The 26,067-nt window shown below is 71.8% G+C and carries 26 protein-coding genes; 7 read left to right on the top strand and 19 right to left on the bottom strand.

Annotation, left to right across the window (positions count from 1 at the left end; translation table 11 throughout):
- Window positions 1–79: 79 nt before the first annotated feature.
- The 10 genes from JOC24_RS22425 to JOC24_RS22385 form a co-directional block, all read right to left on the bottom strand.
- Complete coding sequence (locus tag JOC24_RS22425) at window positions 80–1,420, bottom strand: sulfate adenylyltransferase subunit 1 (protein WP_205022157.1); 1,341 nt, start codon at window positions 1,418–1,420, stop codon at window positions 80–82.
- 2 nt (window positions 1,421–1,422) lie between these two features.
- Window positions 1,423–2,358, bottom strand: coding sequence for a sulfate adenylyltransferase subunit CysD (cysD, locus tag JOC24_RS22420; RefSeq protein ID WP_205022156.1), 936 nt, complete (start codon window positions 2,356–2,358; stop codon window positions 1,423–1,425).
- Entirely contained in the window at window positions 2,355–2,924 is a 570-nt protein-coding gene (gene cysC / locus JOC24_RS22415) for an adenylyl-sulfate kinase (protein ID WP_078850656.1), read from the bottom strand. The genes cysD and cysC overlap by 4 nt, the downstream gene beginning before the upstream one ends.
- The gene (locus JOC24_RS22410; RefSeq protein WP_205022155.1) at window positions 2,924–3,640 is read right to left on the bottom strand and encodes a phosphoadenylyl-sulfate reductase; all 717 of its coding nucleotides are present in this window, start codon (window positions 3,638–3,640) and stop codon (window positions 2,924–2,926) included. Before JOC24_RS22410 ends, cysC begins: the two co-directional genes overlap by 1 nt.
- Window positions 3,637–3,816 (bottom strand): hypothetical protein, encoded by a 180-nt coding sequence (locus JOC24_RS22405; protein ID WP_205022154.1) that lies wholly within the window; start codon window positions 3,814–3,816, stop codon window positions 3,637–3,639. The genes JOC24_RS22410 and JOC24_RS22405 overlap by 4 nt, the downstream gene beginning before the upstream one ends.
- Window positions 3,813–5,510, bottom strand: a complete 1,698-nt coding sequence (locus tag JOC24_RS22400) for a nitrite/sulfite reductase (RefSeq protein ID WP_205022153.1) — start codon at window positions 5,508–5,510, stop codon at window positions 3,813–3,815. The genes JOC24_RS22405 and JOC24_RS22400 overlap by 4 nt, the downstream gene beginning before the upstream one ends.
- Before the next feature lie 113 nt (window positions 5,511–5,623).
- Complete coding sequence (locus JOC24_RS34255; protein WP_349817346.1) at window positions 5,624–5,707, bottom strand: putative leader peptide; 84 nt, start codon at window positions 5,705–5,707, stop codon at window positions 5,624–5,626.
- 133 nt (window positions 5,708–5,840) lie between these two features.
- Window positions 5,841–6,443, bottom strand: a complete 603-nt coding sequence (locus JOC24_RS22395) for a GNAT family N-acetyltransferase (RefSeq protein WP_205022152.1) — start codon at window positions 6,441–6,443, stop codon at window positions 5,841–5,843.
- A 49-nt stretch (window positions 6,444–6,492) separates the two neighbouring features.
- On the bottom strand, window positions 6,493–7,785 hold the full coding sequence (locus tag JOC24_RS22390; RefSeq protein ID WP_205022151.1) for a GAF domain-containing protein: 1,293 nt from the start codon (window positions 7,783–7,785) through the stop codon (window positions 6,493–6,495).
- Between the two features lie 271 nt (window positions 7,786–8,056).
- The gene (locus tag JOC24_RS22385) at window positions 8,057–9,694 is read right to left on the bottom strand and encodes an acyl-CoA dehydrogenase family protein (RefSeq protein WP_205022150.1); all 1,638 of its coding nucleotides are present in this window, start codon (window positions 9,692–9,694) and stop codon (window positions 8,057–8,059) included.
- A gap of 17 nt (window positions 9,695–9,711) precedes the next feature.
- On the opposite strand from JOC24_RS22385, the gene JOC24_RS22380 reads away from it, so the two are divergent.
- Window positions 9,712–10,845, top strand: coding sequence for a YihY/virulence factor BrkB family protein (locus tag JOC24_RS22380; RefSeq protein WP_205022149.1), 1,134 nt, complete (start codon window positions 9,712–9,714; stop codon window positions 10,843–10,845).
- 22 nt (window positions 10,846–10,867) lie between these two features.
- Window positions 10,868–11,629 (top strand): DUF6597 domain-containing transcriptional factor, encoded by a 762-nt coding sequence (locus JOC24_RS22375; protein WP_205022148.1) that lies wholly within the window; start codon window positions 10,868–10,870, stop codon window positions 11,627–11,629.
- Here JOC24_RS22375 and JOC24_RS22370 read toward each other — a convergent pair.
- From JOC24_RS22370 to JOC24_RS22355, 4 genes are all read right to left on the bottom strand, one after another.
- Entirely contained in the window at window positions 11,566–11,961 is a 396-nt protein-coding gene (locus JOC24_RS22370; RefSeq protein ID WP_239580823.1) for a VOC family protein, read from the bottom strand. The genes JOC24_RS22375 and JOC24_RS22370 overlap by 64 nt on opposite strands.
- Before the next feature lie 71 nt (window positions 11,962–12,032).
- Window positions 12,033–13,580 (bottom strand): 3-hydroxyacyl-CoA dehydrogenase, encoded by a 1,548-nt coding sequence (locus JOC24_RS22365; protein WP_205022146.1) that lies wholly within the window; start codon window positions 13,578–13,580, stop codon window positions 12,033–12,035.
- Between the two features lie 129 nt (window positions 13,581–13,709).
- The gene (locus JOC24_RS22360; protein WP_205022145.1) at window positions 13,710–14,486 is read right to left on the bottom strand and encodes a CoA-transferase subunit beta; all 777 of its coding nucleotides are present in this window, start codon (window positions 14,484–14,486) and stop codon (window positions 13,710–13,712) included.
- Window positions 14,487–14,512: 26 nt separating this feature from the next.
- Window positions 14,513–15,430, bottom strand: a complete 918-nt coding sequence (locus JOC24_RS22355) for a CoA transferase subunit A (RefSeq protein ID WP_205022253.1) — start codon at window positions 15,428–15,430, stop codon at window positions 14,513–14,515.
- Between the two features lie 154 nt (window positions 15,431–15,584).
- Between JOC24_RS22355 and JOC24_RS22350 the strand changes: the two genes are divergently transcribed.
- From JOC24_RS22350 to JOC24_RS22335, 4 genes are all read left to right on the top strand, one after another.
- A complete protein-coding gene (locus JOC24_RS22350; RefSeq protein WP_205022144.1) occupies window positions 15,585–16,475 on the top strand; it encodes a LysR family transcriptional regulator in 891 nt (296 codons plus the stop codon).
- Between the two features lie 117 nt (window positions 16,476–16,592).
- Window positions 16,593–17,819: an acetyl-CoA C-acetyltransferase gene (locus tag JOC24_RS22345; protein WP_205022143.1), complete on the top strand. Its 1,227-nt coding sequence runs from the start codon at window positions 16,593–16,595 to the stop codon at window positions 17,817–17,819.
- A gap of 122 nt (window positions 17,820–17,941) precedes the next feature.
- The gene (locus JOC24_RS22340) at window positions 17,942–19,285 is read left to right on the top strand and encodes an MFS transporter (protein ID WP_205022142.1); all 1,344 of its coding nucleotides are present in this window, start codon (window positions 17,942–17,944) and stop codon (window positions 19,283–19,285) included.
- 31 nt (window positions 19,286–19,316) lie between these two features.
- Window positions 19,317–19,775 (top strand): MaoC family dehydratase, encoded by a 459-nt coding sequence (locus JOC24_RS22335; protein WP_205022141.1) that lies wholly within the window; start codon window positions 19,317–19,319, stop codon window positions 19,773–19,775.
- A 72-nt stretch (window positions 19,776–19,847) separates the two neighbouring features.
- On the opposite strand, the gene JOC24_RS22330 is transcribed toward JOC24_RS22335, so the two are convergent.
- The 4 genes from JOC24_RS22330 to JOC24_RS22315 form a co-directional block, all read right to left on the bottom strand.
- Window positions 19,848–21,308: a sialate:H+ symport family MFS transporter gene (locus JOC24_RS22330; protein WP_205022140.1), complete on the bottom strand. Its 1,461-nt coding sequence runs from the start codon at window positions 21,306–21,308 to the stop codon at window positions 19,848–19,850.
- A gap of 65 nt (window positions 21,309–21,373) precedes the next feature.
- Window positions 21,374–22,054, bottom strand: coding sequence for an N-acetylmannosamine-6-phosphate 2-epimerase (locus JOC24_RS22325; protein WP_205022139.1), 681 nt, complete (start codon window positions 22,052–22,054; stop codon window positions 21,374–21,376).
- Window positions 22,051–23,040 (bottom strand): ROK family protein, encoded by a 990-nt coding sequence (locus tag JOC24_RS22320; protein ID WP_205022138.1) that lies wholly within the window; start codon window positions 23,038–23,040, stop codon window positions 22,051–22,053. Before JOC24_RS22320 ends, JOC24_RS22325 begins: the two co-directional genes overlap by 4 nt.
- Window positions 23,037–23,996, bottom strand: coding sequence for a dihydrodipicolinate synthase family protein (locus JOC24_RS22315; protein WP_205022137.1), 960 nt, complete (start codon window positions 23,994–23,996; stop codon window positions 23,037–23,039). Before JOC24_RS22315 ends, JOC24_RS22320 begins: the two co-directional genes overlap by 4 nt.
- A gap of 164 nt (window positions 23,997–24,160) precedes the next feature.
- Here JOC24_RS22315 and JOC24_RS22310 point away from each other — a divergent pair, with 164 nt between their 5' ends.
- Window positions 24,161–24,862, top strand: a complete 702-nt coding sequence (locus tag JOC24_RS22310; protein WP_205022136.1) for a FadR/GntR family transcriptional regulator — start codon at window positions 24,161–24,163, stop codon at window positions 24,860–24,862.
- Here JOC24_RS22310 and JOC24_RS22305 read toward each other — a convergent pair.
- A complete protein-coding gene (locus JOC24_RS22305) occupies window positions 24,844–26,022 on the bottom strand; it encodes an FAD-dependent monooxygenase (RefSeq protein ID WP_205022135.1) in 1,179 nt (392 codons plus the stop codon). The two genes, JOC24_RS22310 and JOC24_RS22305, sit on opposite strands and share 19 nt — an antisense overlap.
- Window positions 26,023–26,067 lie beyond the last annotated feature (45 nt).

The following is a 26,067-nucleotide window of genomic DNA, read 5'->3' as shown; positions in this document are numbered from 1 at the left end:
AGGGGGCACCCCCACCCGAGGGCGCCGCTGCCGACCCGGCCGCCCTCCTTCGCGAAGGTGGAGAAGAAGTCGGTGATCATCAGAAGTCCCACTCCGCGTCCTCGGCGGAGGTGTCCACGTCGGCGTCGGCCTCGGCGGCGAACGAGGCGCCGGCCATCCCGGCCGTCAGCGTCGTGCCGTCGGCGGGGTCGATCAGCAGGAACGATCCGGTGCGCCGCGAGTCCGCGTAGGCGTCGAGCGCGAGCGGCTCGGCGGTACGGACCACGACCCGGCCGATGTCGTTGGCCACCAGCTTGCCGGGAGCCGGGTGCTGGGAGAGGTCGTCCAGCGTGAGGCGCGACGGGATGTCCTTGACGATCGCCTTGACCGTGCGGGTGGTGTGCTTGAGCAGCACCCGCTGGCCCACGGTGAGCGGCTGGTCGGCCACGTGGCAGACGGTCGCCTCGACGTCCTGGGTGACGGCGGGGGCATCGTCCGCGGGGGCGATCAGGTCGCCGCGCGAGACGTCGATGTCGTCGGCGAGCCGGATCGTCACCGACTGGGGTGCCCAGGCGATGTCGACACTCTCGCCGAGCGCGTCGATCCCCTCGATCGTCGTGGTGCGTCCGGACGGGAGCACGGAGACGCTCTCGCCGACCCGGAAGACCCCGGCGGCGATCTGCCCCGCGTACCCCCGGTAGTCCGGGTGTTCCGCGCTCTGCGGGCGGATCACGTACTGCACGGGGAAACGCGCGTGGCACTCCGTCAGGTCGTGGCTGACCGGGACCGTCTCGAGGTGCTCCAGGACCGTCGGGCCGCCGTACCAGTCCATGTGGGCGGACGGCTCAACGACGTTGTCGCCGGCCAGCGCGGAGATCGGGATGGCGGTGATCTCCGGGACACCCAGCGAGGCGGCGTACGCGGTGAACTCCTTCGCTATCGCGGCGAACACCGGCTCCGCGTACTCCACCAGGTCCATCTTGTTGACGGCGAGGACGACGTGGGGGACCCGCAGAAGGGCGGCTACGGCGGCGTGCCGCCGGGTCTGCTCGACGACGCCGTTGCGGGCGTCGACGAGGACGACGGCGAGTTCGGCGGTGGAGGCGCCCGTGACCATGTTGCGGGTGTACTGCACGTGGCCGGGGGTGTCGGCGAGGATGAACCGGCGCCGGGGCGTGGCGAAGTAGCGGTACGCGACGTCGATGGTGATGCCCTGCTCGCGCTCCGCGCGCAGGCCGTCGGTCAGCAGCGCCAGGTCGGGCGCCTCCTGACCGCGGTTGGTCGAGGCCAGCGCGACGGCCTCCAGCTGGTCGGTGAGGACCGACTTGGAGTCGTGCAGGAGGCGTCCCACGAGGGTCGACTTGCCGTCGTCCACGGACCCCGCGGTGGCGAACCGCAGCAGGGTGGTGGCCGAGAGCTGCTCGGTCGTTGTGATGCTCATGTCTAGAAGTACCCCTCGCGCTTGCGGTCTTCCATCGCGGCCTCGGACATCTTGTCGTCGGCGCGGGTCGCGCCCCGCTCGGTGAGCCGGGAGGCGGCGATCTCGGTGATCACGGCGTCCAGGGTGGTGGCGTCGGAGTCGACGGCACCGGTGCAGGACATGTCGCCCACGGTGCGGTAGCGCACCTGGCGGGTCTCGGTCCTCTCGTGGTCCTTGGGGCCGCCCCATTCGCCGGCCGTGAGCCACATACCGGAGCGGCTGAACACCTCACGCTCGTGGGCGAAGTAGATCTCCGGGAGCTCGATGCCCTCGCGCTCGATGTACTGCCAGACGTCGAGCTCGGTCCAGTTGGAGATCGGGAAGACCCGGACGTGCTCGCCGGGGGCGTGGCGGCCGTTGTAGAGCTGCCAGAGCTCGGGGCGCTGGCGGCGCGGGTCCCACTGGGAGAACTCGTCGCGGAGTGAGAAGACGCGCTCCTTGGCGCGGGCCTTCTCCTCGTCGCGCCGTCCGCCGCCGAACACGGCGTCGAAGCGGTGCCGCTGGATGGCCTCGGTGAGCGGGACCGTCTGCAGCGGGTTGCGGGTGCCGTCGGGGCGCTCGCGGAGCTTGCCCGCGTCGATGTACTCCTGGACGGAGGCGACGTGCAGGCGCAGTCCGTGCTTCTCGACGGTGCGGTCGCGGTACTCGAGGACCTCGGGGAAGTTGTGCCCGGTGTCCACGTGCAGCAGCGTGAAGGGGATGGGCGCCGGTGCGAACGCCTTCAACGCGAGGTGCAGCATCAGGATCGAGTCCTTGCCGCCGGAGAAGAGGATCACCGGCCGCTCGAACTCACCTGCCACCTCACGGAAGATGTGCACCGCCTCGGACTCCAGGGAGTCCAGATGGCTCAGCGCGTACGGATTGACGGTGCCTTCCGGCACGGTGGCGACAGTGCTCACGCCAGGCCCCTCTCGGTGAGCAGCGCACGGAGCGCCGCTGCGGACTCCTGCACGGTCTGCTGGTGCGACTCGATCCGCAGGTCCGGCGACTCGGGCGCCTCGTAGGGGTCGTCGACCCCGGTGAGACCGCTGATCTCGCCCGCCGCCTGCTTGGCGTACAACCCCTTGACGTCGCGCTCCGAGCACACCTCGACCGGGGTGGCGACGTGCACCTCCAGATACGCGGTGCCCTCCTGCTGATGACGCTTGCGCACCGCGTCACGGCTGTCGGCGTACGGCGCGATGACCGGGACGAGGACCTTCACGCCGTTGGCGGCCAGCAGTTCGGCGACGAAGCCGATGCGGCCCACGTTGGTGTGCCGGTCCTCGCGGGAGAAGCCGAGGCCCGCGGAGAGGAACTCCCGGATCTCGTCACCGTCGAGCACCTCGACCCGGTGCCCGTCGCCGCGCAGCCGGCCCGCCAGTTCGTAGGCGATGGTGGTCTTGCCGGCGCTCGGCAGACCGGTGAGCCAGACGGTGGCTCCCGTCTCCGTCACGCTCATCGATATCTCCTGATCAGTCGTCATCAGCCGTGCAGCCCGCATTCGGTCTTCCCGCGTCCGGCCCAGCGGCCGGCCCGTGCGTCCTCGCCCTCCAGCACCCGCCGGGTGCAGGGCGCGCAGCCGACGGAGGCATAGCCGTCCGTCAGCAGCGGGTTGGTCAGTACGCCGTGTTCGGCGACGTAGGCGTCCACGTCGTCCTGGGTCCAGCGGGCGATGGGCGAGACCTTCACCTTGCGGCGCTTCTCGTCCCAGCCCACGACCGGGGTGTTCGCCCGGGTGGGGGACTCGTCGCGGCGCAGTCCGGTCGCCCAGGCCGCGTACGCCGTCAGTCCCTCTTCCAGGGGCTTCACCTTGCGCAGAGCACAGCACAGGTCGGGGTCGCGGTCGTGCAGCTTCGGCCCGTACTCGGCGTCCTGCTCGGCCACCGACTGACGCGGCGTCAGCGTGATGAGGTTGACGTCCATCACGGCGTCCACCGCGTCCCGGGTGCCGATGGTCTCCTCGAAGTGGTAGCCGGTGTCGAGGAAGACGACGTCCACACCGGGGAGGACCCGGGAGGCCAGGTGTGCGACGACCGCGTCCTCCATGGAGGAGGTGACGCAGAAGCGCTTGCCGAAGGTGTCGGCCGCCCACCGCAGGATGTCGCTCGCGGAGGCGTCCTCCAGCTCGCGCCCGGCCCGCACCGCCAGATCCTTCAGGGCCTCGTCCGTGAGCCCGGCCGCTTGCAGAGTGTCCGTCATGCCCCGTCCCCTTCCACGTCGTCGCGCTGGAGCCCCTGGGCCAGCAGACCCAGGAACTTCAGCTGGAACGCACGGTTGCAGGAAGCGCATTCCCAGGCGCCGTGACCGGCCTCGTGCGGTCGCAGGTCCTCGTCGCCGCAGTACGGGCAGTAGAACGGCGCGGCTCGCTCGCTCATGACAGCGACTCCGCGTCGGCGCGCGCCGCCCACGTCGCGAAACGCTCGCCGTCCTCGCGCTGCTCCTGGAAGTTGCCGAGCACGCGCTCGACGTAGTCCGGGAGTTCGGCCGAAGTGACCTTCAGGCCGCGGACCTTGCGGCCGAAGCCGGCCTCCAGGCCGAGTGCGCCGCCGAGGTGCACCTGGTAGCCCTCGACCTGGTTGCCCTCGCCGTCGAGCATGAGCTGGCCCTTGAGGCCGATGTCCGCGGTCTGGATGCGGGCGCAGGCGTTGGGGCAGCCGTTGATGTTGATGGAGAGCGGTTCGTCGAAGTCCGGCATCCGGTGCTCGAGTTCGTCGATGAGGGCGGCGCCGCGCGCCTTCGTCTCGACGATGGCCAGCTTGCAGAACTCGATGCCGGTGCAGGCCATCGTGCCGCGCCGGAAGGGGGAGGCCTTCACCTGGAAGTCCAGGGCCTCCAGCCCCGCGGACAGGGACTCGACCTGGTCCTGCTCGACGTCCAGGATCAGCATCTTCTGCTCGACGGTGGTGCGCACCCGCCCCGAGCCGTGCGCCTCGGCGAGATCGGCGATCTTGGCGAGCGTGGAGCCGTCCACCCGGCCGACCCGCGGGGCGAAGCCCACGTAGAAGCGGCCGTCCTGCTGTGCGTGCACACCGATGTGGTCGCGCCAGCGGGAGGAGGGCTGCGCGGGCGGCGGACCGTCCAGCATCGGGCGCTTGAGGTACTCGTCCTCGAGGATCCGGCGGAACTTCTCCGGTCCCCAGTCGGCCATGAGGAACTTCAGGCGGGCACGCGTACGCAGCCGGCGGTAGCCGTAGTCGCGGAAGATCCCCACGACACCGGCCCAGACGTCGGGGACCTCGTCCAGCGGCACCCAGGCGCCCAGGCGCTCCGCGAACCGCGGGTTGGTGGAGAGCCCGCCGCCGACCCACAGGTCGAAGCCCGGACCGTGCTCGGGGTGGTCGACGCCGACGAACGCGATGTCGTTGATCTCGTGCACCACGTCCTGGACCGGCGAACCCGAGATCGCGGTCTTGAACTTGCGGGGCAGGTTGGAGAACTCCTTGCTGCCGATGTAGCGCTCGTGGATCTCGTCGACCGCGGGCGTCCCGTCGATGATCTCGTCGGCGGCGATGCCGGCCACCGGCGAACCGATGATCACACGGGGGCAGTCGCCGCATGCCTCGGTGGTCGAGAGCCCGACGGCCTCGAGCTTCTCCCAGATCGCCGGGACGTCCTCGATGCGGATCCAGTGCAGCTGGACGTTCTGCCGGTCGGTGATGTCGGCGGTGCCGCGCGCGTACTCCTCGGAGATCTCACCGATGACGCGCAGCTGCGCGGTGGTCAGCCGCCCGCCGTCGATGCGCACGCGGAGCATGAAGTAGCGGTCGTCCAGTTCCTCCGGCTCCAGCACGGCGGTCTTGCCGCCGTCGATGCCCGGCCGGCGCTGGGTGTACAGACCCCACCAGCGCATGCGTCCGCGCAGGTCGTTGGGGTCGATCGAGTCGAATCCGCGCTTCGAGTAGATCGTCTCGATGCGCGTCCGCACATTGAGACTGTCGTCATCCTTCTTGAACTGCTCGTTCCCGTTCAGCGGGGTGAAGTGACCCATGGCCCACTGACCTTCACCACGGTGACGTCCGGCCTTGCGGCGGGGCGTGGCGGTAGCAGGCTTCTCGGGGATGGCGGCCATGGCTATACGTCCTTCGGGACTGCAGGAGGGCGGCTCTGAACTGCACACTCGCGTGAGGCGCGGCGGTGCGCAGGGGTGGAGCGGGCTTCAGGAAATCGCGGTGCTGGAAACTCTCAGCGGACCGGACAGATGGCGCTGGACATGCGGCCGAGGTCGACGTGCCGCCGACTCACCAAGGCAATTCCAGTTCCGGACATGGGGGAAGCGTGTCACGCGCATCTCGGGCCAGTCCACCACTATCCATAATGTGGACGAGATGGTCCCGAAATGTGGGACACTATGGGATCCGTCACGTCGGCCTGTCGACAAGGCGATACGACGGGTCGGCGGTCAGGCGTGCGCGCCGGGCCACGGACCCGGGTTCGCGACATCGGGCTCCTGCTCGGTCTTCGTGTCGAACAGCCGGAAGCCACGCCGCAGGTAGTTGTCCATCGCGTGCGGGCCGTCGTTGGAGCAGGTGTGCACCCATACCCGCTCGGTCGGGGTCCGCCGCGGGTGCCGCTCCGCGAGGTCCCAGGCGCGCGCCACACCGTACGACAGCAGGTGGCCGCCGATCCGGCGGCCCCGGAAGGCCGGGATCAGGCCGAAGTACGCGATCTCCACCGCCCCGTCGTCCTGGGCGTCGAGCTCGATGAACCCCGCCGGGGTCCCGTTCTCGTACGCCACCCAGGTCTCGGCCCCCGGGCGCTCCAGGATCTCGCGCCACTGCGCGTAGGTGAGGCCCAGCCGGTCGGTCCACCGGACGTCCCCGCCCACCGCCGTGTAGAGGAACCGGCTGAACTCCGGCAGCGGCCTCTCCGAACGCACGACCGTCACTCCGGCCGCGGGTGCGGCGGCGGGGCTCAGGTCGGCGGGCGACGTCTGTTCCAGGGACCAGACGGTCACGTCGGAGACGGCGGGTGCGGAGTGCGTGGAATGCGTGGAGTCGTTCATGGCGGTCAGAGAACCACGGCCCGCGCACCGCGCCCAAACCCGGGGCCGCTCAGCCGGTCCCGGCCGGCATCCGTGCTCTGAGTACCACCGGAGCCGTCGAGCGGGGCAGCAGATCGGCCGGCACCTCCGGGTGGACCACCTCCACCTCGACCGCCTCGCGGAAGCGGTACGGCCGGTGGGCCAGCACCTCCGCGAGACTGCGGCGCATCCGCGACACCTCGGCCCGCACCGTCACCGTCCTGGTCGCGTCACCGAAGACGTCCTCGGCCAGCTCCGCCGCGGTGCGACCCTCCCGGTGCAGGGCCAGCGCGTAGAGCAGCTCCGCGTGGCGGGGCGAGAGCCGGCGCGTCCAGCTGCCCACAGGACCCGCCACATGGACGGCGAGTCCCCTCTCCCGGCTCAGGTCGAGCACCACCCGGCGCGGTGCGCGGTCGTGCGCGCCCTCCGCGACCTGCACCAGCCAGCCGCCGGGCAGCGGCTCCACCCGGCACATCCCCAGCGAGGCCAGCCACACCGTCCCCGGCTCCAGCGACTTCGGCAGCGGAAGCCGGTCCACGGGCGGCATCCCGCTGACGGCGGCCAGCCATCCATGGGCGTCCACCACCAGCGCTCGGCCACCGAGCCGGCACAGGATCGGGGCGGACACCGAACGCAGCCGCTCGATCGCCACCAGATGCCGACCGCGCAGGTCTCCCTCCGCCAGCGCCGCCACCGAACCGACCAGCGCCAGTGTCGCGGGGTGGAAGGTGGAGGCGGGCCCGCTGATGTCGACGATGCCCATCAGCTTGCCGTCCCGCGGGTCGCGCACCGGCGCCGCCGCGCAGGTCCAGCCGTGCAGGGCGCGGACGAAGTGCTCGGCGGAGTGCACCTGCACGGGGGTGCGCGCGGCGAGCGCGGTGCCGATGGCGTTCGTACCCGTCGTGGACTCCGCCCAGGCGGCACCCTCCTCCAGGCAGATGCCCTTGGCCCGGCGCATGACGGCGGCATGACCCTGGCGCCACAGGACCCGGCCCTCGGTGTCGGTGACGACCATGATCTGCTGTGCCGCGTCCGCGATCGATGCCAGCCCCTCCCGCAGCAGGGGCATGACCTCACCGAGCGCCGTGCTCCGGCGCCGGTGTTCGATCTCGTCCGTCTCCAGCAGCCTGCTTACCGTCGACTGCTCGGGATCGATCCCGCTGCGCACCGCGCGGTCCCACGAGGCGTCGATCTCCGCGCGCGGGGCCAGTGCGCTGGGCTCGCCCGCCAACCGGGCCTCCCGCGCACGGTGGACCTGGCGTTCGGTCACCGCGGGACGCGGCTCGTTCCCCGGCCGCGCAGACGCGGCAGTGCGTGACTCCATGACGGTCCCCCCATCAAGCGTGGGCCCGGTCCGGAGAGGGGAACGAGGCCCGGAGGACACATTTTGCCGTGCAGGGGGCCCGTTGGCTCGTACTCCACGCAACGGTTGCAACCCTTTGCAACTCTGGTGAGGGGGTGCGGACCGCACAACAGTGGAGGAACACCGTGCGGGGAGTCCTCGACCCGCCGTGCGGTGGTGCACGGGCGTGGAGGGTGGTGCCGTGTCGGCGCAGCACCACCCTCCGTCGTTCGCCGCCCCGTCGCCGAGGGCTTCAGCCTTCCTGCGCCCGGGCCCGCTCCACGACCGCGGCCAGATCCAGGCTGTGCGGCAGCGTGCCGAAGGCCGAGCCCCAGTCCCCGCCCAGCCGTGAGGCGCAGAACGCGTCCGCGACCTCCGGCGGCGCCCAGCGCAGCAGCAGTGAACCCTGCAGCACCAGCGCCATCCGCTCCACCAGCCGCCTGGCACGCGCCTCCACGGAGTCCAGATCCGCCAGCTCCGTCAGCAGGTCCTTGATCGCGGCGTCGAGCCGGTGGTCCGCGCCGCGCGCCTTCCCGACCTCCTGGAGGAACGCGTTGAGCGCCTGCGGTTCACGCTGCAGCGCCCGCAGCACATCGAGCGCCTGCACGTTGCCCGAGCCCTCCCAGATCGAGTTGAGCGGCGCCTCGCGCAGCAGCCGCGGCATTCCGGACTCCTCGACGTAACCGTTGCCGCCAAGGCACTCCAGGGCCTCGCCCACCACCGGGGAGCACCGCTTCGTCACCCAGTACTTGGCGGTCGGCACCGCGATGCGGAGGAAGGCCCGCTCCTCCTCCGTGTCCGTGTCGTACGCGGCGGCCAGCCGCAGTGCGAGCGTCGTCGCCGCCTCCGACTCCAGGGCCAGGTCGGCCAGGACGTTGCGCATCAGCGGCTTGTCGATCAGCAGTCCGCCGAACGCGCTGCGGTACGCGCTGTGATGGATCGCCTGCGCGACCGCCTGCCGCATCAGCGCCGCCGAACCGACCACACAGTCCAGCCGGGTCGCCGCCACCATCTCGATGATGGTGCGCACCCCGCGCCCCTCCTCGCCGACCCGGCGGGCCCACGTCCCGTCGAACTCGACCTCGCCGGAGGCGTTGGACCTGTTGCCCAGTTTGTCCTTGAGGCGCTGGATCGCGAACGCGTTGCGCGCTCCGTCCGGGAGGACCCGCGGGACGAGGAAGCAGCTCAGCCCGCCGGGTGCCTGTGCCAGCACCAGGAAGCCGTCGGACATGGGCGCCGAACAGAACCACTTGTGGCCGGTGAGCAGGTACTCCCCGTCGCCGGCCAACGGCTCGGCCCGGGTGGTGTTGGACCGCACATCGGTGCCGCCCTGCTTCTCCGTCATGCCCATCCCGAAGAGCACACCGGCCTTGCGCGACGGGGTCCGCAGCCCCTCCTCGTACACGTGGGAGGTCAGCAGCGGCTCCCACTCCGCGGCCAGCACGGGGTCGGTCCGCAGCGCCGGGACCGCCGCGTGCGTCATCGACAGCGGGCATCCGTGGCCCGCTTCCGCCTGCGTCCAGACGAGGAAACCGGCCGCGCGCCGGACGTGGCCGCCCTGCCGGCCCCAGGCGTCCGTCAGTCCGGCGGTGACCGCGTGCCCCAGCAGCCGGTGCCAGGCCGGGTGGAACTCCACCTCGTCGATGCGGTGCCCGTAGCGGTCGTGCGTACGCAGCTTCGGCGGGTTCTCGTTGGCCTGCGCACCCCACTCCTGGGCCTGGAGAGAGCCGGCGGACCGGCCCAGCGTGCCGAGTTCCTCCCGTGCCTCGTCGATGATCGCGGGCGCCAGGTGCCGTTCGACGGCCTCCGTCAGCGCCCGGTCGCCGGCGAAGACGTCATAGCCGACCAGCGGCGGAACCTGGTTGGTCACTGTGTGGGTGCTTGCTGCCATGCCGATACGGTAAGGAGGTGCAGGCAGCAAATGAAACACCCGAACGGCCACCGGGCCGGCTCCACCGGGCGCGAGTCCTCTACCGCAACGTCTCGAAGCGGCAGATGGCGTGGCAGTTGCTCAAGGACACGGTCAACTCGTGCATCGAGTACCGCATCCTCGGGCTCGCGGCCGAGGCGGCGTTCTTCACCCTGCTGTCCCTGCCGCCGCTGCTGCTCGGTCTGATCGGGCTGCTCGGATACGTCGACGACTGGACGGCCACCACCACCGTCGCCTCCATCGAGCGGAACATCCTCGGGGCGGTCCAGACGGTGCTGTCCGAGCGGGGTGTCAACGACATCGCCAAACCCCTCATAGCCGACGTCACCACGGGTGCGCGCCCCGACGTCATCTCCCTCGGTTTCGCGATCGCCCTCTGGTCGGGCTCACGGGCCGTGAACGTCTTCATCGACACCATCACCGTGATGTACGGGCTGGACGGCCACCGCGGCATCGTCAAGACCCGGCTGCTCGCCTTCCTGCTGTACGTGGTCGCGCTGCTGCTGGGCGCGGTGGTGCTGCCACTCCTGGTGGTCGGTCCCGACCGGGTGGTGGAGTTCGTCCCGTGGGGCACCGAGGTGCTCGCGGTCATGTACTGGCCTCTGGTGATACTGCTGTCCATCGCGTTCCTGACGACGCTCTACCACGTGTCCGTCCCCGTCCGTTCGCCCTGGATAGAGGACGTCCCCGGTGCCCTCGTGGCGCTCGGGATGTGGGTGCTGGGGAGCTTCCTGCTGCGGATCTACCTCACGAGCACGGTCGAAGGTCCCACCATCTACGGCTCGTTGGCCGCACCCATCGCCGTCCTGCTGTGGATAGGGATCTCCGCCTTCGCCGTACTCGTCGGCGCCGCGGTGAACGCGGCGATCGACCGTGTCTGGCCCTCCCTCGCCACCGCCGCGGCCCGTGCCGCCAGCGACCGGCTGAAGGCCGCCCAGGCCGCGGAACTCGTGGCACGCGCCGAGGCCGCGAACTGGGACGCGTACGCCGACGACGAGGAGGACGACGACGTGTCCATGCCCTCCGAGTTCCCCGAACGCTGGTCGCGCTTCCTGCCCCCGGACGACGTGAAGTCCCGACTGCACGGCAACCGGGACAAGGACGCACCCTGAGGCAGCCCTTAGCCTGGTGCCCATGGGCGCACGGTACGAGGAGCGGGTGTCGCGCTTCGGCGGCGCGGTTCTATGGACCTGGAGCGGGCCCCGGGAACCCGCCCGGCCGGTACTGCCCGACGGCTGCATGGACCTGCTGTGGATCGGCGGGCGGCTGCTGGTGGCGGGCCCCGACAGCCACGCGTTCGCCCCCACCGAGGCGTTCTCCGGCAGCTGCGCGGGCATCCGCTTCGCTCCCGGCACGGCACCCGCGCTCCTGGGCGTACCGGCGGACGAACTACGTGACCGCCGGGTCCCGCTCGACGCCCTCTGGCCAGGGCCCGAGGTCCGAGGACTCACCGGGCGGATGGGCACGGCCGACGACCCGGCCGCCGCGCTGGAGGACATCGCCCTGCGCAGGGCGGCCGGCACCGAACCCCCGGACCCGCTCACGGCGGCTGTCGCCGCACAACTGGCGCGGGGCCGTTCCGTCGCCGCCACCGCCCACGCCGTCGGTCTCGGACCCCGGCAGCTGCACCGCCGTTCGCTGGCCGCGTTCGGCTACGGCCCGAAGACACTGGCCAGGGTCCTGAGACTGCAGCGCGCCCTGGCCCTCGTACGCGCGGGCACGCCCTACGCCGAGGCCGCGCACACCGCGGGCTGTACGGACCAGGCGCACCTGGCCCGTGAGATGAGGGACCTGGCCGGTACGACACTCGGCGGCCACCTGGCCGCGACGGGTCACGCCGGGCCGGCGGCGAACAGCGAGACCGCGCAGCCGTCGGGATCCAGGACGACCGCGTAACGCTGGCCCCAGACCGCGTCCCAGGGCTCGAGGTGTCCCTCGTATCCCGCGCCGGTCAGATCCGCGTACACGGAGTCGACCTCCGCCGGGCTGTCGCAGAGGAAGGCGAGCCCGAGGCGCTCGCCGCCCTTCGAACCGGCCCAGGAGGGGTCGAAGGAACGGACCACGTCCTCGGTGTCCCACAGCAGGCGCAGCCCGCCCGGAAGAGCCGCCTCGACATGGGGTGCCGATTCGGCTCCGGCGGGGATGTCGAGGCCGAGCCTGCGGTAGAAGGCGAGTGATGCGGCCAGGTCGGCGGTGGTGACGGAGATCGCGTCGATTCGTGGAGTCATGCAACGACCGTATGCCGGGGGCCGCGACCGGGTCTTGTACGAAACGGTCACGGCCCCCGGCGCGGTCTCCGTTACGCGCAGTCGGCCGGCGAGGTACCCGGGTCCGTCAGCGGCAGCCCCAGCTGGGCGCGTTCGGTGAGCCAGCGGGTCGGCCGGTTGCGCGGGTCGCCCGTCGTGGCGTGCAGGGACCGCTGGAGCTCCAGCATCCGCGCCGCTCCGATCCGGTCGCCCCAGGCCAGCGGCCCCACCGGGTAGCCGAGACCCGTCGTCACGGCGAGGTCGATGTCCGCCGGGGTGGCCAGCGCGCGCTCGGCGATCGACGTGGCGACCGACACCACCGAGGCGAGCAGCCGCTGGGCCACCGAACCCGCGGTGTCCCGCGCCACCGACACGGCCCACGGCTCCCCGCCGCCCGCCGCGCGGGCCAGCACCGCGCGCGCGTCCCGTGCGGCGGCCGGGTCGGCCGCCGGCGTCACCGCCAGCACCCGGCGGCGGCCGGCCGGGGGCAGCGGGTCGACGCCGAAGGTGCGCGCCGGGGGCAGCCCCAGTGCGGCGACGGAGGCCGCCACCGTCGTGCCCCACACCGGGACGAGGACCAGGGCGGTGTCGGACGGCCCGGCGCCGCTCTCGACCGACGCCCCGGCCGCGGTCAGCGCGGCCCGCAGCGCTGCCGCGTCTTCCGCGTACTCCGGGGACGCGCCACCGGCCACGAACACCGGCCGGGCGGCATCACCCGTGACCGGTGCTTCCGGGGCCGGGGCCGGCGCGTCCGGGCCGTACGCGAACCAGCCCTGCCCGGTCTTGCGGCCGTGCAGGCCCGCGGTCACCCGGTTCGGGGTGAGGAAGGAGGGGCGGAGCCGGTCCTCGTGGCGGAAGCCCTGCCAGATCGAGTCGATCACCGCCGCCGTGACGTCGAGCCCCGTGAGGTCCATCAGCTCGAACGGACCCATCCGCAGCCCCAGGACGTCCCGCGCGATCCGGTCGATCCCGGCCGGGTCCGAGACCGACTCCTCGAGCAGCGCCAGTGCCTCGGTCACCAGCCCCCGGCCGGCGTGGTTGACGAGGAATCCGGGAGTGTCGGCGACGGTGACCGCGCGGTGGCCGCAGCTCTCGACCAGTGCGGTGAGAGTCCGCGGGATCCCGGGACGGGTGGCGGCGCCCGGCACGATCTCGACGATCTTCATCAGAGGTACGGGGTTGAAGAAGTGCAGCCCGGCGAGCCGCCCCGGGTCCCGGAGCGAGGCGGCGATCCTGGTCACCGGGAGGGACGAGGTGTTGGTCGCGAAGACAGCCGAGTCCGGCAGGGCCTGCTCCAGCTTCCCGAAGACCTCGGCCTTGGTGTCCAGGTCCTCCCGCACGGCCTCGACGACCAGCTCGACCTCCGGTCCCGGCGCCCAGGGGTCGTCCAGCGGGACGATCCGTTCCAGAGCGGCGGCGGAGTCCCCGGCGGACATCCGGCCCTTGTGGACCGCGCGGTCCAGCATCGACCGCACGAAGTCCACGGCCGCTGTCACCGCCTCGGGCCGGACGTCGCAGAGCTCGACGGTGTGCCCGGCCACCGCGGCCCACTGGGCGATGCCGCGACCCATGGCTCCGGCGCCGACGATCCTGATGCGCATGACGGTGATGTCCTCTCGGCAGATGCGGTCCGTGCCAGTGAAGGTAGACGCGGTCGTGCCGGCGAAGGTAGACGGGGCCGCGCCGGCGAAGTCGGACGGGGTCGTGCGGGAGAGGCGGACGCGGCCGCGTCAGCGCAGGTAGACGCGGTCGGGGTCGACGTCCTCGCGCAGCAGCCGCAGCTCCGCCTCGGACGGCGGCGGCACGGTCTCGACGGTGTCGGCGACCCGGAGGTCCCAGCCGGTGGCCTCCCGCACCTGATGCGCCGTCACGCCCGGGTGTACGGCGACGAGCCGCAGCTCCTCCCCGACGCCGACGCGTGCCAGGATGCCCAGTTCGGTGATGACCCGGGTGACTCCCGCGCCCAGCGGCCGGATGCCCTCGGCGAGCGCGCGGTCCGGGCCCGGTGTGGTGCAGAAGTCGAGGGTCCCGGTGAAGGAGCGCGGATTGTGACGGCGCATCACCACGAAGACCTCACGGGAGTTGGCCATCACCTCGATCGCACCGCCGGAACCGGGGAGCCGCACCGTGGGGTTCTCCCAGTCCCCGATGACGGAGGTGTTGAGGTTGCCCCACCGGTCGATCTGCGCGGCACCGAGGAAACCCACGTCGATGTGGCCGCCCTGCAGCACGCAGCCGAACAGCGCCGGCATCGACAGCACGGCCTCCGCGCCGGAGACGATCACGGCGTCGGCGATGGTCTCCGGCAGATGCGAGGGATGCGCCCCGCAGACCCCTGACTCGTACACGACCTCGATCCGCGGCGCGACCGTCAGACGGGCGAGCTCGGTGGCGAGCGTCGGCAGCCCGATCCCCGCGAACACCGTGCGGCGGGACGCCAGTTCACGGGAGGCGACGACGGAAAGCAACTCGGAGGAGGTGACGGTCCCCGGTGCGGTGATGGTCATGTCCTGTTCCTTCGTCCTCGGCGCGTTCACAGCCGCCGCCCGTAGTTCACCGGTTCGCTGAGCGCCTCGCCCACGGCGAGTCCCGCCCAGAAGTCCTCGCCCAGCTTGTCGACGTACTCGGCGTGGTCGGCCGTCCCGTACACCCACTCCGCCAGCCACGCACGCAGTCGCTCCGGGTCCTTGCTGATGTGCGACCAGGCCCGGTAGAAGTCGTTGTCGCGGTCGTAGTAGCCCTGCGCGAAGGACGGGTGCGCCCCGCGCGGGCAGACGACGACGGCGTCCACGGCGTGCGACGGGACGAGCGTGCGGTTGGGGTCCGAGCGGACCACCTCGTCCTCGACGATCTCCTCGACGACGACGACGGCCTTGTCGGCCGCGTACACCGCCTCGGCCTGGATGCCGGTCAGCCCCCAGATCTGGATGTTGCCCCGGCGGTCGGCCCGCTGGGCGTGGATGATCGTCACGTCCGGGTTCACGGGCGGCACGACGTAGATCTGCTCCGGCTCCCCGTCGGGACCCGGGTAGGGCGACGTCACCTTGCGCAGATCGCTGTTGACGCCCGGCAGGTCACTGCCGCCGTAGCTGCGCAGCGGGTAGAACGGCAGCCGTTGGGACCCCGCGAGGTAGCGGCAGACCATCCCGTAGTGGCTGTACTCCTCGAAGGCCAGCGGAGCCGGGTCGGCGCGCTCGATCCTGCGCCGCAGCTCACCGAGCGAGCCTGCGGAGGAGTTCCCCACGAAGGAGGAGACCAGCCGGGAGACACAGCCCGCGGCGATCATCTGGTCCACGACGATGTCCGCCGTCATCCGTACGACGGTGAGGTCCTTGCGGCCCTGGCGGATGATCTCGTGTCCGGCGGCGGTGGGGACGAGATGGGTGAACCCTTCGATGCTGACGGTGGCTCCGTCGTGCACGAAAGCGGCGACGGCCTCCTTCATCGACATGACTTTGCTGGGCCCGTCGGCCGTATCCGTCCGCTCCACGGTGCTCCTCGGCGAGTGCGTGCTGGTCGCCCTCACCGTGTCAGCGGCCATTGATTGCTGTCCAATACCAAATTAAGGTCGGATCAAGACCCTTGGTTAATGAATGGAAGCTCCGATGGAATTGCGTCATCTGACCGCGTTCACCGCCGTCGCCGAGGAGCTGCACTTCGGCCGCGCCGCGAAGCGGCTGCAGATGGCCCAGCCGCCGCTCAGCCAGCAGATCCGCCAGCTGGAGAAGGAGCTCGGCGTCCAGCTCTTCGAGCGCAACACCCGCTCGGTGCGGCTCACCAGCGCGGGGGAGTCCTTCCTCGAACCCGTGCGGACCGTGCTCGACGACCTCGACATCGCGGTACGGGCCGCGAAGGCCGCGGGGCGCGGGGAGTACGGCCGGGTCACCATCGGCTTCGCGGGAGCCTCCAGCCACGAGACGCTGCCGCGGCTGACCCGGGCCGTGCGGGCCGCCCACCCCGGGATCGAGCTGGTCATGAAGGGCCAGACGTACGCCAACGTCGCGCTGTCCCGGGTCGCCGACGGCTCCCTCGACCTCGGGTTCGTCCGGCTTCCCGTCACCCAGCCCGGGGTGGCCCACCGGGTGATCGACGAGGAGGAGTTGCTGTGCGCTCTGCCCTCCGACCACCCGCTCGCCCGGCTGGAGAGCATTCCCATCGGGGTCCTCGCCGACGAACCCTTCGTCTCCTTCCCCGCGAACGCCGGCTCCACGGTGCGCGACGTGATGGTCCAGGCCTGCGAGGCCAACGGCTTCAACCCGCGTGTGGTGCAGGAGGCCCCCGACTCGTACACGATCCTGGCCCTCGTCGCCGCAGGTGTCGGCGTCACGCTCACGGTCTCCTCCGTCCGCCACATCCAGCAGAACGGCCTGGTCTACCGGTCCCTCGCCGGCCCGCCCATCCGGCGGCAGGCGGCACTGGCCTGGCGCACGGACAACCCCTCGGCGGCGCTCCGCGCGGTGCTCGCGGTCGCCGAGGAGGCGCTGCCGACGCCTTAGACCGTCCGATTGAGACGCGTGGCGTCTTGAATGTGAGGTAACTCGATATTGGACCGACTCAGTGGTCCAGTGCGAAGGTCGCCCCACACATCCGAATCCGCCGAGAGGTGTTCCGCCGTGCCCGACCAGACCGATGTCGTCATCTGCGAGCCGCTGCGTACACCCATCGGGCGTTTCGGAGGCGCGTTCGCCCAGCAGACCCCGGCCGCACTCGCCGCTCACGTCATCGCACAGGTCGTCGCCCGTACGGGGGTCGACCCCGACCGGGTGGACGAGGTGATCCTCGGACACGCCTACCCCTCGTCCGAGGCCCCCGCCATCGGCCGGGTCGCCGCCCTGGACGCCGGACTCCCCGACACCGTCACCGGTGTCCAGACCGACCGGCGCTGCGGATCCGGCCTGCAGGCCGTCCTCGACGCGGCCATGCAGGTCCGGGCAGGCTTCAGCGACGTCGTCATCGCGGGCGGCGTCGACGTCATGAGCGCCGCCCCCTACTACACGCACGACGGACGCTGGGGCATCAAGGGCCCCGGCCTCCAGCTCCACGACTCGCTGGCCCGCGGCCGGGTCACCGCGGGCGGCGTCCACCATCCCGTACCCGGCGGCATGATCGAGACCGCGGAGAACCTGCGCCGCGCCTACTCCGTCAGCCGCGCCGACCAGGACGCCCTCGCCCTGCGCTCGCAGGCCCGTGCCGCCCGCGCGGTGCGGGAAGGGCGTTACGACGCGGAGACCGTCCCCGTCACCGTGAAGCACCGCAAGGGTGAAACGGTCGTCACCGCCGACGAGCACCCCCGCCCCGACACCACCGCCGAACAACTCGCCGCGCTGCGCCCCATCCTGGCCAAGTCCGACCCGGAGGCCACCGTCACCGCCGGCAACGCCAGCGGCCAGAACGACGCGGCCGCGGCCTGCCTGGTGACCAGCGCCGCCACCGCCGAACGGCTCGGGCTCACCCCGCTCGTCCGTCTGGTCTCCTTCGCCCGCGCGGGTGTCCCCGCCGCGACGATGGGCATCGGTCCCGTCCCGGCCACCCACGCGGCCCTCGGCCGCGCCGGACTCACCCTCGCCGACCTCGACCTGATCGAGATCAACGAGGCGTTCGCCGCCCAGGTCCTGGCCTGCACCCGTGAGCTGGGACTCGGCGAGAAGGACCACGAGCAGCGCATCAACGTCAACGGGTCCGGTGTCTCGCTGGGCCACCCCGTGGGTGCCACCGGCGCACGCATCCTCGCCACGCTCAGCCGGGAGATGCACCGCAGCCGGGCGCGCTACGGGCTGGAGACCATGTGCATCGGCGGGGGCCAGGGCCTCGCCGCGGTCTTCGAACGCATCGCCCCCTGAACACCCCTCCCCGTCCCGCACATTCCGTCCCCTCTCCACCACGCGATCCAGGGCGTCTCGGGCGACGCCCCGGTCAGTCGTGCCCCCATCCGCTTGATCAACGATGTTCACGGGAGCCACCAATGAGTGCGACCACCGCAACCGCACGCGAGCGAACGAAAGCCGCCAACCGCGCAGGGTTCGGAGCCTTCATCGGCTCCACCATCGAGTGGTTCGACTTCTACATCTACGGAACCGCGGCAGCGCTCGTCTTCGACAAGGTGTTCTTCCCCGAACTCGAAGGCCCCATAGGCACCCTGGTCGCCTTCGCCACCTTCTGGGTCGGCTTCCTCGCCCGCCCGATCGGCGGCGTCATCTTCGGCCACTACGGCGACCGGCTCGGCCGCAAGAAGACGCTCGTCATCACCCTGCTGCTGATGGGCGTCTCGACCACCGCGATCGGCCTGCTCCCCGGCTACGCCTCCATCGGCGTCGCCGCCCCGATCCTGCTGGTCTGCATCCGCATGATCCAGGGCATCGGCCTCGGCGGGGAGTGGGGCGGCTCCGTCCTGATCGCCTCCGAGCACGCCCCCAAGGGCAAGTCGGTGCTGTACGGGGCGTTCGCCCAGCAGGGATCGCCCGTCGGCAACACCCTCTCCACCCTGAGCTTCCTCGCCATCAGCCAGCTGCCCGACGACGCGTTCGTCTCCTGGGGCTGGCGGGTGCCGTTCCTCGCCTCCGCCGCACTCGTGATGGTCGGCCTGCTGGTCCGCCTGAAGGTCGCCGAGTCCCCGGCCATGGCCAAGCTGATCGAGAAGAAGGAAGTGGCCAAGCTTCCGCTGACCGAGGTCCTGCGCAGTCACCCGATGCTGATCGTCCTCGGCATCGGCGCCTGCACGATCGGCCTGTCCGCGACGTACTTCAAGTCGACGTTCGCCCTGTCCTGGGCCACCACGTCGCTCGACTTCGACCGCAGCTCGTTCCTGACGATCATCCTCGTCGCCAACGTCACCCAGATCATCGTCCAGCCCTTCGGTGCCCTCCTGGCCACCCGGATGAAGAGCTGGTCCCGTGCGGTGACCGTGATGCTGCTGCCGGAACTGATCCTGATGCCGTTGATGTTCGTCCTCATCAGCACCGAGAACTACGGCCTCGCGATGCTCGGCGTCGCTGTCGCCACCATCCCGCACTGCCTCTACTACGCGGCCCTCGCCGGCATGCTGGCCAGCCGCTTCCCGGCCCATCTGCGCTACACCGGCATCTCGCTCTGCTACCAGCTCTGCGGCACCCTGCTCGGCGGCACGACCCCGATCATCGGCCAGTTCCTGCTCAACCGGACCGGCTCCATCACCGCCGTCATCGCCTACGCCGTCTTCCAGGTGGCGCTGACCCTGGGCTGCATGCTCCTCCTGCTCAAGCGTCCCAACCACGACGAGCTCGCCGCGGAGCCGGCCACCGCGGCGCGCACCGCGCCCGTCACCGCCTGACCACCCGCACACGCAGAACGGAGTACCGCCCATGCCTCTGACCGCGCACGGCATCCCGGAGATCCTCGCCCTCGGCGGGCGCGACCTCGGGCGCTCGGAGTGGAAGGAGGTCACCCAGGAGCTGATCGACGCCTACGCGTACGTCTCGGGGGACCACCAGTGGATCCACACCGACGTCGAACGCGCCGCCGCCGGCCCGTACGGGCGCACCATCGCGCACGGCTACATGGTGCTGAGCTGGGGCATCCCGATGTTCGGTGAACTGCTCCAGGTGAGCGGCGTGGGACGCGCGCTGAACTACGGGGTCAACCGCGTCCGCCACCCGGCACCCGTCCCCGTCGGCAGCCGGGTCCGCCTGCACGCCACCGTCACCGGGGTGAGCGAGGTCGCGCGGGGCGGCGTACAGATGACGCGGGGCTTCACCTTCGAGCTGGAGGGCTCCGAGAAGCCGGCCTGCGTCGCCGAGTCGTTGACGCACTTCTATCCCTAGGGGTGTCCAGCAGCACCCGCGCGAAGGCGCCCGCCCGGAACTCCGGGCGGGCGCCTTCGGCGTGGAGGAGTGCTATCCGACGCGGTCCGCCTTCGCCGGCTCGGCCGCCGGCTCCTGCGCGGCCAGATGGTCCTTCTGCGCGTCGGGGTCCGTCAGCCGGTTCAGCCGCGCGGGCACGTCGAAGCCGACCAGGAGCGCCACGATCACCGTCCCCGCGAACGTCAGCACCGCGAGTGCCTGTCCCAGGTCCATGCCGGACGCCAGGTGTGCTCCGAGCACCGGGGCCACGGCACCGCCGAGCGCCCCCACGTTGTAGGTGAAGCCGAGTGCGGCCCCCCGGCCGGCCGTCGGGAAGTGGCCGCCGATGTACCGGGGCAGCAGCCCGGAGATGCCGAAGCTCGTGGCCTGCAGCAGGAACAGCAGGCAGCCGAGGACCAGCAGGTTGTCCTTGACCGCGAACACCGGGTACACGAAGGCCAGCGAGGCCAGCAGCGTCAGCGCGTACGCCTTCTTCGCCCCGATCCAGTCGCCCAGGAAGCCCGCCGCCCAGCAGCCGGCCATGGTTCCGAAGCCCGCGAAGTAGAGGACGTCGGTGACCTGGTCGGTGGTGTACCCCAGCTCGGTCTTCAGATAGGTGGGCAGCAGCGCCTGGATGGGCCAGGAGTAGAGGAACGCGAAGAACAGCGTCACGATCATCGACACGTACAGCAGCCAGCCCCGGCGTCCGCCCAGCTGCACGGCGAACGCGGCGAGGGAGAGGCCCGCCACCACCGACAGCACCGGCACGAGACCCTCGCCGCCCGGCGTGAAGACCAGGAAGAGCGAGAGCGTCGCGGCCACCACCAGGACGGTGTTGACCAGGGCGAGCCGCGGGGTCCGGAACAGCGGCCGGAACGGGTTGGGCTTGGCGTCCCGCTCCGCGACGTCCGCGGTCCACTCCTCGGCCTCCGGCAGAGCCCTGCGCATCCACAGCGCGACCGCGATGGGTATCAGGCCCAGGTAGAACATCCACCGCCAGCCGAGCGAGGGGACCACCCAGTTGTAGACCTGGGCGGCGAGGACCGAGCCGACCGAGAACCCCGAGATCAGGAAGCCGCTCGCGCGGCTGCGGACCCGGGCCGGCCAGCTCTCCATGACGTACGTGGCGCTGGCGCTGTACTCACCGGCCATGCCCATGCCGATGGCCAGCCGGGCGACGAAGAGACTGTTGTAGTCCCAGGCGAACCCGCACGCGAAGGTGCCCAGGGAGTAGAGCAGGATGCTCAGCACCATCGAGATCTTGCGGCCGTACCGGTCGCCGATGGCTCCCAGGACGGCCCCGCCGAGCCATCGGGTGATGAAGGCTCCGGAGATCAGGCTGGCGGCCTGCACCGTACTCAGCCCGAAGTCGTCGCTGATCTCGGTGAGGACGAGGGTGATGAGAACGAAGTCGAAGCCGTCGAGGACGTAGCCGATCCAGGCGGCGAAGAAGGACTTCCACCGGGTACCGCTCACCTCGCGGTACCAGGGGAGCGTGGAGGGGGATTTCTGCACGGTGCGCTCCTGGTGCGGGGACGGCGTCCCGTCGCCGGGTCGCCGTCCCTAGTGGTGAGGGCTGCTCAGGGCCGGGCGAGGCCGGCGACGAAGCGGGAGGTCAAAGCGGTGGGAGCGGTGATGGCCGTACCGACCACGACGCTGTGGGCGCCGCGGGCCATGGCCTCGGCGGCCTCCTCCGGGGTATTGATACGTCCTTCGGCGACGACCGGTACAGAGACCGCGGCCGAGAGAGATGTCACAAGGTCCAGGTCGGGGCCGGTCCGCACCGGTGTCCCCGGCACGTAGCCGGACAGGGTCGTCGAGACGAGGTCCGCCCCCTGCCCGGCGGCGGCGATCCCCTCGGCGAGCGTGGAGACGTCGGCCATGACCAGGGCGCCCGCCGCGTGCACCGCGGTGACGAGCTCGGCGAACGTGGAGCCGTCGGGGCGCGGCCGGTCGGTGGCGTCCGCGGCGACGACGGCCGCACCGGCCGCGACGACCGCCAGGGCGTGCCGGACGGTCGGGGTGATGTAGACACCGGTGTCGCCGTCCTTCCACAGACCGATGACCGGCAGGTCCACGGCCTCTGCGATCGCGGCGACGACCTCCGGCTCGTTGGCCCGGATCGCGGAGCCGCCGCCGGCGACGGCGCAGAGGGCGAGGCGTACGAGAGTGGAGGTCTCCCGCATCGGGTCGCCGGGGGGCGCCTGGCAGGAGACGATCAGCCGGCCCCGGAGGGCGTCGGCCAGGTCCTGTGCGGTCATCGGAGTGCTCCCGGGTGGTGGAGGGGAAGGATGGTGGTCAGGGCGGCGGCGCCCAGTACGGCGGCGTCGTGGCCGAAGAGAGGGGGCTCCGGGACGAGACCGCGCAGCGGCGGCATCAGCTCGGAGGTGAAGGCGGCGGTCAGCGCGTCGCCGTAGAGGGCGCCGATCCGGGGGACCCCGCCGCCGACGACGACCCGGTCGGGGCCGAGAGCGTTGGCGAGCCCGCCGAGCACCCGTCCGGCCGCGGTCGCCCCCGTGGTGATGGCGTGTACGGCGGCTCGCTCACCCCGGGCGGCGCGGGCGGCGACCGCTTCGAGCCGGCCTGCCGGTGCGCCGGTGAGCCGCTCGTAGTGCGCGGTGATGCCCGGACCGGAGGCGATGACCTCCAGGTGTCCGGTGGCACCGCAGGTGCAGGGCAGCCCCGCCGCCTCCGCACTGGGCAGATGGCCCATGTGGCCGGCGATGCCGGACGCGCCGTGCAGCATCCGCCCGTCGACGGCGAGGGCACCGCCCACTCCCGTGCCCACGGCGGCGAAGAGCAGCGAACCGTGGCGGCCCGCCAGCGCGGCGAGCTCCGGCCCGGCGGTGGCGCGTACGTCGTTGTCGCAGGCCACCGGCAGCCCCGTGCGGTCCGCGAGGCCGGTGCCGAGCGCGGTGCCCGCCCAGCCGCTGATCGAGTCGGTGGCACTGGTGACCATGCCGCTGCGGGGGTCGACGACCCCTGCGGCGGCGATGCCCAGGGCGGTGGCCCGCCCGTCGGGGTCCACCTCCGCGGCCGCCGCGGCGAGCGCGTCGAGCACCGCCGCCGCGCCGTCCCTGGCCGGGGTGGGCCGGGTGTGCCGGGCCAGCACCCTGCCGTCGTCGGCGAAGAGCGCGGCGGCGATCTTCGTGCCGCCGAGGTCGAGGCCGATCACCACGGCCCCGGTCGCCGCCGCGCTCTTCGGACCGGTGCCGGTCGGAGCGGTGCCTGTCGGACGGCTGTTCATCGGACCGGCGGCAGACCGGCGCCGCGCAGTCGCTCGGCGACGAGGGCGACGGACTCGGCGGAGAGCGGGATCTGCGGGAAGGCGGTGGCACCGCTGTCGATGACACCGAGCAGCCGCAGCGCCTCCTTGAAGGAGCCGAGCGCCGAGGAGCTGCGGCCCATGTCCTGCTCCGGACCGACGTCGACCATGGCGAACAGCTCGACGAGCCGCTCCTGCTCCCGGGCGGCGAGCACCCAGTCACCGGCGCGCGCCGCGTCGTAGAGCCGGACGTAGCCGGCCGGGTCCACGTTGCCGATGCCGGGCACGACACCGTCGGCCCCGGCCAGGAGCGCCGCGTCGACGGTGAGCTCGGAGCCGGTCAGCACGCTGAAGTGCGGCACGGGACCCCGGGCCCGGCCCTCGCGCCCGCCGAGCTCGACGACGAGCCTGCGCAGCCCGCCCTCGTCACCGCTGCTGTCCTTGAGGCCGGCGAGGGTGCCGTCCTCGGCGAGCTCACGCACCAGGGCGGCGGAGAGCTTGGAATGCACGGCCACCGGGATGTCGTAGGCGAACAGCGGCAGGTCGACCGCGGCGCGCAGCCGGCGGAAGTGCCCGGCGGTCTCCTTCGGGTGCGTACGGGTGTAGAACGGCGCGGTCGCCACGAGGGCGTCCGCGCCGAGCTCCGCGGCGGTCCGGGCGTGTTCGGTGACCCGGGCGGTGGTCGTGTCGATGACCCCCGCGAGGACCGGGACGCGCCCGGCGGCGGCGGTGACCACGGTCTCCAGGGCGGTGGCGCGCTGGGCGTCGGTCAGATAGGCGACCTCGCTGGTCGAACCGAGGGCGAAGAGCCCGTGCACACCGCCGTCGACGAGGTGGCCGACGAGCCGGGTGAGGGAGGCCGTGTCGACCTCCCCGCGGTCGTCGAGCGGGGTGCAGACCGGCGGTACGACGCCGTGCAGCGGTGCGGTCAGGGACATGGTGAAGAGCTCCAGCTTGATCGGTGCGCCGGTCCGTCGTCGGAAGGGAAGACAGGACAGAGACGTGAGACGTAAGATGTCCTATGTCTGGACTCACCATAAACAGATGCCCCGGCGGCCGGTCAAGAGGTGCCGGTGGCCGGCGACACCTCAGGAGGACCGCTGTGGCCCGCCCCACCATGGCTCAGGACATCGAGCGAAGAATCAAGGAACTGATCCTCGAACGCAGGCTCGGACCGGGCGACCCGCTGCCCACCGAGACCGAGCTGATGGAGCACTTCGACGCCGGACGCGTCTCGGTGCGCGAGGCGCTCAAGGCGCTCCAGGCCATGAACGTCGTCGAGATCCGGCGCGGCTACGGGACCTTCGTCGGCTCGCTCTCCCTGTCACCCTTCGCGGAGGGGCTGGCCTTCCGGGCCGCCGTGCGGCACCGGCAGGGCGAACCCGGGCTGCTGGAACTGATGAAGGTGCGTGAGGCGCTGGAGACCGGACTGGTCGGCGCCGTCACCGCAGGCGTCCCGGCGGAGGACCTGGCCGTGTTGAGGGCCCTCGTGGCGACGATGGAGGCCGAGGCCGCGCAAGGCGGCCGGGTCGCCCGGGCCACCGACCGCGCCTTCCACCTCGCGCTCTACGCCTCGCTCGACAACCACCTCCTCAGCGAGGTGCTGGACGCGTTCTGGGCAGCCATGGACCGGGTGCGCGAGGACGTCGACGACGGCCACCAGGACCCGGCCGTCACCTGCTCCCAGCACCACGAGATCGTCGAGGCGGTCGCGGCCGCCGACGGCGCGCGAGCGGTGCGCGCGATGCGCACCCACTTCGACGGCATCCGGTGCCGGCTCGAACCTCAGTCGGTGTCCGCGTAGAGGTAGCTGCTCGTGCCCGCGAGGGTGGCGCGGCACCACGCGTCCACCGAACCCTGGTCCATCGCGGTCCAGTCCGGTGCCAACTCCACCTGCGCGCGACCGAGCCTGCGGCCCAGCTCCACCAGCCTGGCCCCCTCCGGGGTCCGCTCGCGGGCGTAGCGCCGCAGCGCGTCGGCGGGTGACGCGGACGTCCGCAGCGCCTGCTCCAGACAGAGGGCGTCCTGCAGCGCCTTGACCGCCCCGCTCGCCGTGTGCGGGCGGGTGACCCCCGCGGCGTCGCCCGCGAGCAGGAACGGCGGATCCGCGGCGAGGGGCGCGTGCAGGTCGGCGACGGGATGGCAGGTCATGGCCGTGTGCTCGCCGCGAGCCACGATGTCCGCCCACTCCCGGGGGAAGTGCTCGTCCGCCAGCTGCCGTACGTACCCGGTCCCGGCGGGCGACCCGCCGGGCGGGGTCGCGTAGATCGCGTACGCGAGCAGACGTTCGTCGGGCCCGGCATGCCCGCCCTTGGGGATCAGGTAGAAGATGCCGTGCCCACCGGGGAAACCGATCGTCACCCAGGCGCTGCGCAACAGCTCCCGAGGCCGGCGGTGCTCCGCGAACACGCCCGTCGCAAGCGTGCCGCGCCACACCGTGTACCCGGCCGGGGACGGCCGCAGGTCCGGGGCCAGGACGCCGCGGGTGAGCGAACGGTGGCCGTCCGCGCCCACGACGATGTCGTACGCGTCCTCGCCCTCGGCCGTCCGGACGACGGCCCCTCCGGCGGAGTTCCGCCCTACCGAGGTGACGGGACGCCCGCGGTGGTGGCGCGCCCCGGCGGTGGCGGCACGCAGCGACCCCCACAACAGACCCCAGTTGCACGGGGTGACCGGACTGGGCTGGCGGGCGAACTCGCGTGCCGACCGCTCCCCGGGCACCCGGGTCAGCCAGACCCTGGTCGCCACGGGGGCGGTCGGCATGGCGGCGTCCAGGTAGCCCGTGTCGACCATTTGACGGTGCAGCGGGGGAGGGATGACGATCCCGAACCCCCGGTCCCGGAGTTCGCCGTCGCTGCGCTCGTAGACGGTGACCTCCGCACCCGCCCTGATGCCCGCGACCGCCATCGCGCACCCGGCGATGCTGCCGCCGACCACGCCCATCCGTGAACCCGTCGCCGCCATGCCGCTGCCGCCTGTCCGTCGTCCCGGGAGGTGCCGGCCCCCATC

The sequence above is a fragment of the Streptomyces sp. HB132 genome, assembly GCF_016909575.1.
GTDB lineage: Bacteria > Actinomycetota > Actinomycetes > Streptomycetales > Streptomycetaceae > Streptomyces.
Note: the sequence above shows the minus strand (reverse complement) of the source record. Positions and strands in the feature narration are given on the sequence as shown.

Excerpts from the sequence above, each read along its gene's own strand:
- JOC24_RS22305 (WP_205022135.1), bottom strand. The coding sequence starts at position 26,022 with ATGGCGGCGACGGGTTCACGGATGGGCGTGGTCGGCGGCAGCATCGCC.
- JOC24_RS22350 (WP_205022144.1), top strand. The coding sequence starts at position 15,585 with ATGGAATTGCGTCATCTGACCGCGTTCACCGCCGTCGCCGAGGAGCTG.
- JOC24_RS22375 (WP_205022148.1), top strand. The coding sequence starts at position 10,868 with ATGGGCGCACGGTACGAGGAGCGGGTGTCGCGCTTCGGCGGCGCGGTT.
- JOC24_RS34255 (WP_349817346.1), bottom strand. The coding sequence starts at position 5,707 with ATGTCCGGAACTGGAATTGCCTTGGTGAGTCGGCGGCACGTCGACCTC.
- JOC24_RS22405 (WP_205022154.1), bottom strand. The coding sequence starts at position 3,816 with ATGAGCGAGCGAGCCGCGCCGTTCTACTGCCCGTACTGCGGCGACGAG.
- JOC24_RS22325 (WP_205022139.1), bottom strand. The coding sequence starts at position 22,054 with ATGACCGCACAGGACCTGGCCGACGCCCTCCGGGGCCGGCTGATCGTC.
- JOC24_RS22425 (WP_205022157.1), bottom strand. The coding sequence starts at position 1,420 with ATGAGCATCACAACGACCGAGCAGCTCTCGGCCACCACCCTGCTGCGG.
- JOC24_RS22335 (WP_205022141.1), top strand. The coding sequence starts at position 19,317 with ATGCCTCTGACCGCGCACGGCATCCCGGAGATCCTCGCCCTCGGCGGG.
- JOC24_RS22355 (WP_205022253.1), bottom strand. The coding sequence starts at position 15,430 with ATGTCGATGAAGGAGGCCGTCGCCGCTTTCGTGCACGACGGAGCCACC.
- JOC24_RS22370 (WP_239580823.1), bottom strand. The coding sequence starts at position 11,961 with ATGACTCCACGAATCGACGCGATCTCCGTCACCACCGCCGACCTGGCC.
- cysC (WP_078850656.1), bottom strand. The coding sequence starts at position 2,924 with ATGACGACTGATCAGGAGATATCGATGAGCGTGACGGAGACGGGAGCC.
- JOC24_RS22385 (WP_205022150.1), bottom strand. The coding sequence starts at position 9,694 with ATGGCAGCAAGCACCCACACAGTGACCAACCAGGTTCCGCCGCTGGTC.
- JOC24_RS22315 (WP_205022137.1), bottom strand. The coding sequence starts at position 23,996 with ATGTCCCTGACCGCACCGCTGCACGGCGTCGTACCGCCGGTCTGCACC.
- JOC24_RS22390 (WP_205022151.1), bottom strand. The coding sequence starts at position 7,785 with ATGGAGTCACGCACTGCCGCGTCTGCGCGGCCGGGGAACGAGCCGCGT.
- JOC24_RS22320 (WP_205022138.1), bottom strand. The coding sequence starts at position 23,040 with ATGAACAGCCGTCCGACAGGCACCGCTCCGACCGGCACCGGTCCGAAG.
- JOC24_RS22365 (WP_205022146.1), bottom strand. The coding sequence starts at position 13,580 with ATGCGCATCAGGATCGTCGGCGCCGGAGCCATGGGTCGCGGCATCGCC.
- JOC24_RS22400 (WP_205022153.1), bottom strand. The coding sequence starts at position 5,510 with ATGGCCGCCATCCCCGAGAAGCCTGCTACCGCCACGCCCCGCCGCAAG.
- JOC24_RS22395 (WP_205022152.1), bottom strand. The coding sequence starts at position 6,443 with ATGAACGACTCCACGCATTCCACGCACTCCGCACCCGCCGTCTCCGAC.
- JOC24_RS22410 (WP_205022155.1), bottom strand. The coding sequence starts at position 3,640 with ATGACGGACACTCTGCAAGCGGCCGGGCTCACGGACGAGGCCCTGAAG.
- JOC24_RS22340 (WP_205022142.1), top strand. The coding sequence starts at position 17,942 with ATGAGTGCGACCACCGCAACCGCACGCGAGCGAACGAAAGCCGCCAAC.
- JOC24_RS22360 (WP_205022145.1), bottom strand. The coding sequence starts at position 14,486 with ATGACCATCACCGCACCGGGGACCGTCACCTCCTCCGAGTTGCTTTCC.